Annotated in this window: 10 protein-coding genes; 3 read left to right on the top strand and 7 right to left on the bottom strand. The window is 72.9% G+C overall.

Annotated elements, in window-relative coordinates; genetic code table 11:
- From AC162C_RS04095 to AC162C_RS04065, 7 genes are all read right to left on the bottom strand, one after another.
- A partial coding sequence (locus tag AC162C_RS04095; protein WP_484096437.1) for a putative ABC transporter permease occupies positions 1 to 371 on the bottom strand: 371 nt, incomplete at its 3' end.
- On the bottom strand, positions 368 to 1,711 hold the full coding sequence (locus tag AC162C_RS04090; protein ID WP_484096436.1) for an ABC transporter permease: 1,344 nt from the start codon (positions 1,709 to 1,711) through the stop codon (positions 368 to 370). The genes AC162C_RS04090 and AC162C_RS04095, both read right to left, overlap by 4 nt.
- A complete protein-coding gene (locus AC162C_RS04085) occupies positions 1,708 to 2,307 on the bottom strand; it encodes an ABC transporter ATP-binding protein (RefSeq protein ID WP_484096435.1) in 600 nt (199 codons plus the stop codon). Before AC162C_RS04085 ends, AC162C_RS04090 begins: the two co-directional genes overlap by 4 nt.
- Positions 2,308 to 2,405: 98 nt before the next feature.
- Complete coding sequence (locus AC162C_RS04080; RefSeq protein ID WP_484096434.1) at positions 2,406 to 3,104, bottom strand: LppX_LprAFG lipoprotein; 699 nt, start codon at positions 3,102 to 3,104, stop codon at positions 2,406 to 2,408.
- A 70-nt stretch (positions 3,105 to 3,174) separates the two neighbouring features.
- Positions 3,175 to 3,915 (bottom strand): acyl-[acyl-carrier-protein] thioesterase, encoded by a 741-nt coding sequence (locus tag AC162C_RS04075; protein ID WP_484096433.1) that lies wholly within the window; start codon positions 3,913 to 3,915, stop codon positions 3,175 to 3,177.
- A gap of 5 nt (positions 3,916 to 3,920) precedes the next feature.
- On the bottom strand, positions 3,921 to 4,328 hold the full coding sequence (locus AC162C_RS04070) for a nuclear transport factor 2 family protein (RefSeq protein WP_484096432.1): 408 nt from the start codon (positions 4,326 to 4,328) through the stop codon (positions 3,921 to 3,923).
- A 162-nt stretch (positions 4,329 to 4,490) separates the two neighbouring features.
- Entirely contained in the window at positions 4,491 to 5,984 is a 1,494-nt protein-coding gene (locus tag AC162C_RS04065) for a peptide ligase PGM1-related protein (protein ID WP_484096431.1), read from the bottom strand.
- Between the two features lie 140 nt (positions 5,985 to 6,124).
- On the opposite strand from AC162C_RS04065, the gene AC162C_RS04060 reads away from it, so the two are divergent.
- The 3 genes from AC162C_RS04060 to AC162C_RS04050 all read left to right on the top strand — a co-directional run bounded on the left by AC162C_RS04060 (position 6,125) and on the right by AC162C_RS04050 (position 8,562).
- Complete coding sequence (locus AC162C_RS04060; RefSeq protein ID WP_484096438.1) at positions 6,125 to 7,621, top strand: carboxyl transferase domain-containing protein; 1,497 nt, start codon at positions 6,125 to 6,127, stop codon at positions 7,619 to 7,621.
- Positions 7,618 to 7,866, top strand: a complete 249-nt coding sequence (locus tag AC162C_RS04055) for a hypothetical protein (RefSeq protein ID WP_484096430.1) — start codon at positions 7,618 to 7,620, stop codon at positions 7,864 to 7,866. The genes AC162C_RS04060 and AC162C_RS04055 overlap by 4 nt, the downstream gene beginning before the upstream one ends.
- A gap of 147 nt (positions 7,867 to 8,013) precedes the next feature.
- A complete protein-coding gene (locus AC162C_RS04050; RefSeq protein WP_484096429.1) occupies positions 8,014 to 8,562 on the top strand; it encodes a hypothetical protein in 549 nt (182 codons plus the stop codon).
- The last annotated feature ends 178 nt before the right edge of the window (positions 8,563 to 8,740 follow it).

Raw genomic sequence — 8,740 nt, 5'->3', positions numbered from 1 at the left:
TCGAGCGCCAGCCCGTACGCCGCCCACAGCGGCGCGTAGTCGAGCCGGACGAGCCCGTGGACAGAGAGACGGGCTCCCGTGTAGTCCCACGGCGCGGAGCCGACGAGACGGCGCAGCACCCGGCCGCTCGCGTACTCGACGCCCAGCGTCCCGGCCGCGTAGGCGGCGGCCCGGGTCACGACGTGACGCCCCCGGACGCGGTCGTGCGCGGGCTCGAAGAGCGGTTGCGCGAGCCCGTAGACGACGACGTTGAGAGGACTGCTCGGGCGGCGGCGCCCTGTGTGCGCGGCGACGAACAGCGAGTCGGTGAGCCACCCGACGAGGCCGTACACGAGGAAGCGTGCGCTGCGCCTCTGGAGGCCCCGCTTCATACGAGGAGGCGCCGAACGCCGACACGGGCGAGGAAGGCGAACGCCGCGGCGAGCCCGAGGAGCCATGCTCCTTCGCGGAGCACGTCGCCCAGGGGCTCCGGCTCGTAGAGCGCTGCGGTCGCGAGGTCGACGGTGTGGCCGAAGGGGACGAGCGCGGAGAGCGTGTCGGCCAGCGCGAACGTGCCCGGCGGGATCACGCCGAGCAGCACGATCGGGAGGCCGACGAGCAGGGCGAGCAGCATCGCACCGCTCGCGTCCCGGGCGAGCGTCCCCATGAGGACTCCGAGCGCCCCGAACGCCGCCGCTCCCGCGAGGAGCCCCACGGCGAGGAGCGGGAGCCGCTCCCACGGCTGCCCGCCGCTGACACCGCCGACGTCGACGACGACCCCGAACACGACCGCGAGCAGGAGCCCCGTAGCCGCTCCCAGGATCGCGACGAACAGCGTCTTCTCGACGACCAGCGCGCCGAGGCCGACGAGGCCGCGCACGAGCCGGGCCAGCGTCCGCTCCTCTCGCTCGCCCGTGATCGCGCCCGCCCCGAGGAGCACGGCGACGAAAGCGAGCGCGAGGGCGAGCGCGTACGCCTGCACCTGTGCGGACAGGAGCCACGTCCGACCCTCCTCCTCGACGGTGACGAGCTCGATCGGGTTCGCAGTCGCCCTCAGGAACTCGCCGACCTGGTCGACCGCGCCCTCGACCTGCGCCACGAAGTCGGCCAGCTCCCTCGAGGCGGCTGCGACGTCGGGGTCGTCGGACCCCGCGAGGCGCTGGAGCTCCCGCTGCGCCGCCTCGAGCCCGATCACCGTCACGTCGGTCTCGCCGAGGCGCCCCGTCCCACCCTGCTTGAGCAGGTCGACGTAGCCGAGGTTCGCCTCGATGAAGGCCTTCTGCAGCTCCAGGTTGATGCCGTACGTGAGCGCCCGCATCTTCTCGACGGCGGTGGAGCCGAGCGCCCCTTCACTCGTGCGCAGGACGATCCTCGGGCTCTCGTTGAGCCGGCGGAGCTGGCGCGTGAACTCGGGCGGGATCGTCAACGAGGCGACGGACTGGCCGTTCGCGAGCTCACGGGCGGCGTCGCCCGCCGACATGCGCACGAGGTCGACCTCGCTGGCGTCCTCGAAGAGCGACCGGAGGTCGAAGCGGCGTGCTCCGAGCTGGATCGAGGTCGGCAGCCCCGCCTCGTCGACGAGCGCGACGCGCGGTCGCTCGCCCGCGTAGCGGACGACGAGGCCGACGAGCACGGCGATCAGCAGCGGGTAGAGGACGAGCGCGGCCAGCACGAGCGGCGACCGCGTCAGCCTGCGCGCGTCCGTGCGGAGGAGGAGCCCGATGCGCGTCACGCGGCGCCGTCTCCCGCCCCGGAGAAGCGCTCCATCGCCCTGACCGCCTCGGCGGGCGTGCCCTCGTGGACGACGCGACCGTCGAGGAGCACGACGACCCGGTCGGCCAGGTGCTCGGCCTCGTCGAGCACGTGCGTGGCGACGACCGCTCCGCCGCCGGAGGAGCGAAGGTCGGTGAGGATCTCCCAGAGCCGCCGTCGCGACGACGGGTCGAGCGAGGCCGTGGGCTCGTCGAGGAGCAGGACCAGCGGGTCGCCGAGCAGAGCGATCGCGATGTTGAGACGCTGCTGGTTGCCGACGGAGAGGTGCGAGGCGCGCTGCCGCGTCGCCGGGAGCCCGAGCTGCGCCGCGAGCTCCCGGGCGGCCGACCGGGCGTCGGCGAGGCCGGCGAGGCGGGCGAACAGCTCCAGGTTCTCGACGGCGGTGAGGTGTCCGTACTGCGCAGGGCGTTGCGGCGCCCACCCGACGCCCGACGGGCCGAGGTCGGTCGCGACCGTGCCGGCGGTCGGCGGCAGGGCGCCGGCGAGGATCGAGAGCAGCGTCGACTTCCCTGCGCCGTTCGGCCCGACGAGTGCGAGGATCTCGCCTGCGTGCACGGCGACGTCCGTCGGGGCGAGCGCCTCGAGCGAGCCGTACGAGCGTGCGACGCCCGCCGCGCGGAGCAGGACCGTGCGCCCGGATGGAGCGGGGACGGCTACCCGGAGACCTCCGGGGGCTCCACGGCCACCGGCTCGTCGAACCGTGAGAGGTCGACGATGCGGAGTGCGCTCTCCGGCTCGCCGTCCGCGACGGCCCCCCGGACCTCGATGCGGCGCAGGAGGAGGTCGTCCGCGCCGATCCAGAGCGCCGCCTCGACGGTGCCGTCGCCGGGCGCGACCGCGACGAGCGGGGCGACGTCGGCGGCGTCGACGCGCCCGGACACCTGCACGAGCGTCGTGCCGTCGACCTCTTCCCGTCCCTCGTCGACGACGTCGGTGATCCCGCCCATCACCGCGAGCACGCCCTGCGACGGGCTCAGCAGCGCCACCGGCGTCGTGCTCACGTCGATCTTCTGCCAGCCGTCCGTGAGCGGGTTCTTGAGCCAGACGTCCTCGCCGACCGCGATCACCTGCGTGGTGATCGGCAGGCCTGCGAAGGACCCGGTGACGTCCGCGCTCGCGCGGTCGGGGACGACGACGTCGCCCTCGGCGGCGGTGAGCTGGAGGCCGGCGCCGGCGGTCGGGACGTTCTGCACGTCGAGCGTGAAGTGGAAGCTCTGGATCTTTCCGGTGCGCTCCGCGCTCTGTGCGATGAGCTCGGACGGCGAGGGCCCGCCGTCGTCCCCGCCGCATGCCACGGCGACACCGACGAGGGCGATCGCGACGACCACTGCCGCTCCGATGCGGGCGGTCATGGGACGAGTGTACGCCCGGCCGGCGGTGGTGGAGCACCGAGACCCTCCGGGCCGGTCGCGGAAGAGGCGGCTACGCGGGGCCGACGGCGAGCGGCTCGACGCGGGCCGTGGCACGCGAGCCGTCCTCGGCGACGAATCCGATCGCGAGACAGGTGCCGTCTGCCGCTTCCACCAGCTCGAGCCGGTCGCCGAGGTCGATCGGGTGCCGGTAGTCGAGCGACGCGCGCAGCGGCTGCCGCGGGTCGACGGTGCTCCGTGCGATGCACTCCTCGACCGCCTGCCAGTAGACGGCGTTGTTGACGTGGCCGTGGAGATCGACGTCGCTCGCGCGCAGCACGAACGGCGACCGCCGCCCGCCCGGGGGCGGGTCGGGCAGCTCGAGCTTCGTCGACACCCTCCGGCTCCGGGTCGCCTCGGCGTAGACGCCGAAGTCCTCGAGCCGCGCCGGACGCTGCTCGGAGTCGAGGTGGATCCAGACGCTGTCGACCTCGACTCGTCCACCGGCGTCCCCCTGCACCGACCACCGCCTGCCCGCTGCGATCGCCGCCATGCCGCTGCACCACGTCGTCAGCTCGACCTGCCGATCGGCGAGGAACGGGGCGAGGACGTCGACGCGGATGCACCGCACGAACCACAGGTGGTCGGGCGTCCCCCATCCCGTCTCCTGGACGTCGTCGATCGCGATGTCCTGCAGGAAGCGCGCGATCGCGTCGAGTCGCACCCGTCCCGTCGCGTCCATGTCGCCGAGCCTCACGCGGCGACGGGCGGTGAAGCTCCGCCCCGTGTCGGGAACCGGGATCGACGTGTCCATGGGCGTCAGCCGTCCGGGGACGCGAGGAGAGGCCGGAGCCGCTCCTCCATCGCGGCACGGAGGGCGGCGACGGCGTTCGGCGGCCGCGCGACGACCTCGAACTCGGCGATCTTCCCGTGCGCGTCCAGCCGGATCAGGTCGACGCCCTTCAGCACGAGCCCGTCGACGCTCGCCGTGAACTCCAGCGCCCAGTCGTCGCCGTCGACCCACTCCCGCTCGTAGCGGAAGTCCTCGAAGACGCCCGCGACGGTCCCGAGGATGAGCATCACCTCGAGCTTGCCGCGGCGGGCGCTCCAGTACGTCGGCGGCCGGAACTCGACGTCGTCGGCGAGCACCTCGTCGAGGATCGCCGCGTCACCGGTCGAGGCGAACGCGTGCCAGCGCTCGAGCGTCGCGGTGCCGGCGGCGGACATCGCGGCAAGGCTACCGCCGACGGCAGGGTTCCCGCCCGCCTGCGCGAACCCGACGGGGCCGGGGATGGAGTTCTGCGGCCGTTCCGGCAGCGGCGTACGCCGTGAGTTCCGTCCCCGGCCTCGACCACGACCACTCGCGCCCGGTCGGGCACCGCGTGACGCTCACCTGCGCGACGACGTGCGTCCCGTCTCCTCGTCGAGCGCGCGACGGGCGTCGTGCAGCAGCCGCTCGGCGTCCTCGGGGGTGTCGGCGATCGCCGTCGCCCCCACTCTCCCCGCGACCGCGATCGCGCTGACCATGTGGTAGACGACGCCGCGCAGCCCCTCACCGTCCCAGCCGATCCGTCGCTCCTCCACGATCTCCAGGAAGTCCTCCGGCGTCAGCGTCCGGTACTCCGGCGCCTCGACGTGGTCCGAGGAGACGTAGTACTTCGGGCGCCCGCCGGCGACGAGCTCGGCCCGGTCGGGATCGTAGGCGCCGTCGGTGAGCGCCTGCAGCGCCATGTAGGTGTGCGTCGTCCCTCCGCAGCGGAGGTTGATCTCGATCGCGTAGGCCCGCCACGGGCCGCCCTCGTCCCGCACGACGACGAAGTCGACGGCGAACCGCCCGATCACGCCCTCGGCGGCCAGACGACGGCCCACCCTCTCGCCCAGCCGCGTGATCTCGGGGACGTAGGCGGGGTCGGCGGGGAAGCGCGACCCGAGGAACTGCATCCCGTGGGGGCCGCCGAGCACCTGGTCGTGGGTCGACAGCACCTCGAGGTCGCCGTCGGGGCTCGCCTGCATCTGCACGCTGGGGCTGCGGAACTCGGCTCCCCGTATACGCTCCTCGACGACGGCCCCCGCCGCGAGCGCGTCCAGGAACTGCGCCGCGTCGATCGAGTCGTCCTCGAGGTCGAGATCGGCGATCGCCGCATCGAGGTCGCGTTCGCCGTCGAGCCGGATCGTCGCGTTGCCGAGGCCGCTCACGCCCTGGTCGTGCTTGACGATCACCTCCCGGAGCCGGGGGCTCTCGGCGCGGAGCTCGTCGATCGCGGCGCGGAGGTCGTCGACGTCCCGGATGCCCTCCCGGCCCGCCGGGCACGGGACGCCCTCCTCCGCGAAGATCCGCCGCGCGCTCGACTTGGCACCGAGCGTCCAGAGATCGGGCGACGAGCCGTAGAGCGGCACACCGAGGCGCACCGCCAGCTCGACTTCGAGCGGCGAGGTGTTGAACGGGTAGATGACGGCGTGGCCGGGGTCGGCGATCCCGCGGCGGATCCGCTCGACGAATCGCGGCCGCTCGAGGATCTTCTCCGTCAGCGGCCTGAACGACGCGTCGACCGGCGAGAGCATCTGGAGGCGCTCGTGGGCCTCCGGGCGGTCGAGGCGCGGCATGAGCCGGAACCAGTAGTCGACGATGCTCGGCAGGACCGGGATCGAGGTCACGTAGACGACGCGCGTCCGATGACCGCGGAGGATCCCCAGCACCATCACGAGGAACCGCTCCTCGTAGGCGAGCGCGACCGGGGCCAGGGCCTCGGGGATCTCGAGGCTGAAGGAGTGGATCGCGACGACTGTCCGCTCGACGCTGCCCACGGACTGCAGGGTCATCGCCGGCCACACGCCGCGGAGATGCGTCTGCAGCTCCTCGAAACGGGGGATCAGGTCGTCCATCCGGGAACACGGTCCCCCGTCCGCGAGACCACGTCAAGCGCGCAACGGCTTCCGGCTGCCGTGCGACGTAGACTCGACCCGTGACCGTTCTCGGCACGCACGTCGTCCACGACGAGGCCTTCGAGCGGCGACGCGCCCACATGACCGCGCTCGTCGCCGAGCTCCGGGAGCGGACGGCGAGCGTCGCCCGAGGCGGAGGCGAGAAGGCGGTGGAGCGCCACCGCTCCCGGGGCAAGCTGACGGCGCGCGAGCGCATCGACCGGCTCGTCGACCCGGGCTCGGCGTTCCTCGAGCTGAACGCCCTGGCCGCCTGGGAGCTCTACGGGGGCGACGCCCCGTCCGCGGGCATCGTCACCGGCATCGGCGTCGTCGAGGGCCGCCAGTGCGTCGTCGTCGCGAACGACGCCACCGTCAAGGGGGGGTCGTACTTCCCGCTCACGGTCAAGAAGCACCTGCGGGCGCAGGAGGTCGCCGAGCAGAACCACCTGCCGTGCGTCTACCTCGTCGACTCGGGCGGCGCGTTCCTGCCGCTGCAGGCGGAGGTGTTCCCGGACCGCGAGCACTTCGGGCGGATCTTCTACAACCAGGCCCGCATGTCGGCGCTCGGGATCGCGCAGGTCGCGGTCGTGATGGGCTCCTGCACCGCAGGGGGCGCGTACGTGCCGGCGATGTCGGACGAGACGGTGATCGTCAGCGGGACGGGGACGATCTTCATCGGCGGCCCGCCGCTCGTGAAGGCGGCGACGGGCCAGGACGTGACGGCGGAGGAGCTCGGCGGCGCCGACGTGCACACCCGCCGTTCGGGTGTCGCCGACCACTACGCGACGTCCGACGAGCACGCGCTCGCGATCGCGCGCGAGATCGTGCGGAACCTCGGCGACCCGGCTCCGTGCCCGTGGGCGCTCGCGCCGCCGGAGGAGCCCGCCGTCGACCCCGGCGACCTCCACGGCGTCGTGCCGGAGGACTTCCGCCACGAGCTCGACCCCCTGGAGGTGATCGCGCGCATCGTCGACGGCAGCCGGTTCCACGAGTTCAAGGCGCTGTACGGCGACACCCTCGTCTGTGGCTTCGCGCGCATCGAGGGGTACCCGGTGGGGATCCTCGCCAACAGGGGCGTGCTCTTCGCGGAGTCGGCCCAGAAGGGCGCGCACTTCGTCGAACTGGCCTGCAGGCGGCGGGTTCCGCTCGTGTTCCTCCAGAACATCACCGGGTTCATGGTCGGCAAGGAGTACGAGGAGGGCGGGATCGCGCGCGACGGGGCGAAGCTCGTCACCGCCGTCGCCTGTGCCGACGTGCCGAAGTTCACGGTCGTCACCGGCGGGTCGTTCGGCGCCGGCAACTACGCGAGGTGCGGCCGGGCCTACGGGCCGCGGCAGCTGTGGATGTGGCCGAACGCGCGGATCTCCGTGATGGGCGGCGAGCAGGCGGCGACCGTGCTGACGATGGTCGGCGATGCCGACCCGGACGAGATCCGGGCCACCTACGACCACGAGGGCTCGCCCTACTTCTCCACGGCGCGGCTGTGGGACGACGGCGTGATCGACCCCCTCGACACGCGGCGCGTGCTCGCGCTCGGCCTCGCCGCCGCCGCCAACGCCCCCGTGCCCGAGACGACGTTCGGCGTCTTCCGGATGTGATCGTTCGCATCGTCCTCTGGTCACTGGGCGACGCGAAGGCCTCGCTGGACGAGGCTCGCGATCGCGTCGACGAGCTCGAGCCCCTGACGCCTCCGAGCATCTGGCTCGTCAACGAGGCCGCCGAGCGCTTCGGGGCGATCCTCTACCTCGACGAGGAGGTCGCTGACCTGCCGGAGCCGCTGGCCGGTGTCCGCGGCCTCGTCGGCAAGGATCCCGAGGTCTGGGAGGAGTTCGACGCACTGTAGGGGTGCGCTCGCCCACCCTCGCCGCCCGCGCGTCCCCGAGGCGCTCACTCGGGCGGGGTACCCCGCACACGAAAGCCTTACTCGCTCTCTCCCCGAGACGAGCCGATGCTTCCGGGGCAACGACCTCGTCCTCGGAGAGGAGACCACGTGAACGGACGGAGATCCCTGACGATGCTCGCGACGGCTGCGCTGCTCGCGCTCGGCGGTACGGCCGCGGCCCTGGCGCACGACGGTGACGACGACCGCGACGGCGACCGCGCGGCATACGTGGAGAAGCGTGCAGCGAAGGCGGAGAAGCGCGCGACGAAGCGGGAGGAGCGGCGAGCGGCGGCATGCGAGCGGCTCGCGAAGAAGGTCACGAAGAAGACTGCGAAGCTGCAGCGCAAGCAGGCGAAGATCGAGGCGAGGCTGGCGCGGATCGACGCGCAACTGACCGGTGGGCAGCTGACGCCCGAGCAGCAGGGGCGCGCCACCGTGGCCGTGGCGAAGCTCGAGCGGAAGCTCACGAAGCTCGCCGACAAGCTCGCCCGGCTGCAGGCAGTGGAGGCCGAGCGCTGTTCCAACGTCATCGCAGCCGATTCGACGACGTCGGTGACCGGGCACGACGACGACGACGAGGACGAGGACGAGGACGAGGACGAGGACGAGGACGAGCGCGAGCACGACGACGATCACGAGGAACACGACGACGACTAGTCGGCACGACGACAGCCGGGCTCGGCGTGGAGACGCCGGAGCCCATCCACCTCGGGGGTGAGGCCTCCGCCTCACCCCCGACGTGCCGATCGGGCCGACCGGTCGGGGTCAGGCCCCTCGCGCGTCGAGCCACGCGTCGAGCTCGCGCGTCTCGGCAGCGGTGAGTGCCCGCAGCGGC

The organism is Gaiella sp. (assembly GCF_057140465.1).
The sequence above is the reverse complement of the archived record's forward strand: the minus strand, read 5'-3'. Positions and strand labels throughout refer to the sequence as shown.

What these genes read in the sequence shown, in the direction of transcription:
- AC162C_RS04075 (WP_484096433.1), bottom strand. Translation starts at nt 3,915, where the DNA reads ATGGACACGTCGATCCCGGTTCCCGACACGGGGCGGAGCTTCACCGCC.
- AC162C_RS04060 (WP_484096438.1), top strand. Translation starts at nt 6,125, where the DNA reads ATGACCGCGCTCGTCGCCGAGCTCCGGGAGCGGACGGCGAGCGTCGCC.
- AC162C_RS04065 (WP_484096431.1), bottom strand. Translation starts at nt 5,984, where the DNA reads ATGGACGACCTGATCCCCCGTTTCGAGGAGCTGCAGACGCATCTCCGC.
- AC162C_RS04070 (WP_484096432.1), bottom strand. Translation starts at nt 4,328, where the DNA reads ATGTCCGCCGCCGGCACCGCGACGCTCGAGCGCTGGCACGCGTTCGCC.
- AC162C_RS04080 (WP_484096434.1), bottom strand. Translation starts at nt 3,104, where the DNA reads ATGACCGCCCGCATCGGAGCGGCAGTGGTCGTCGCGATCGCCCTCGTC.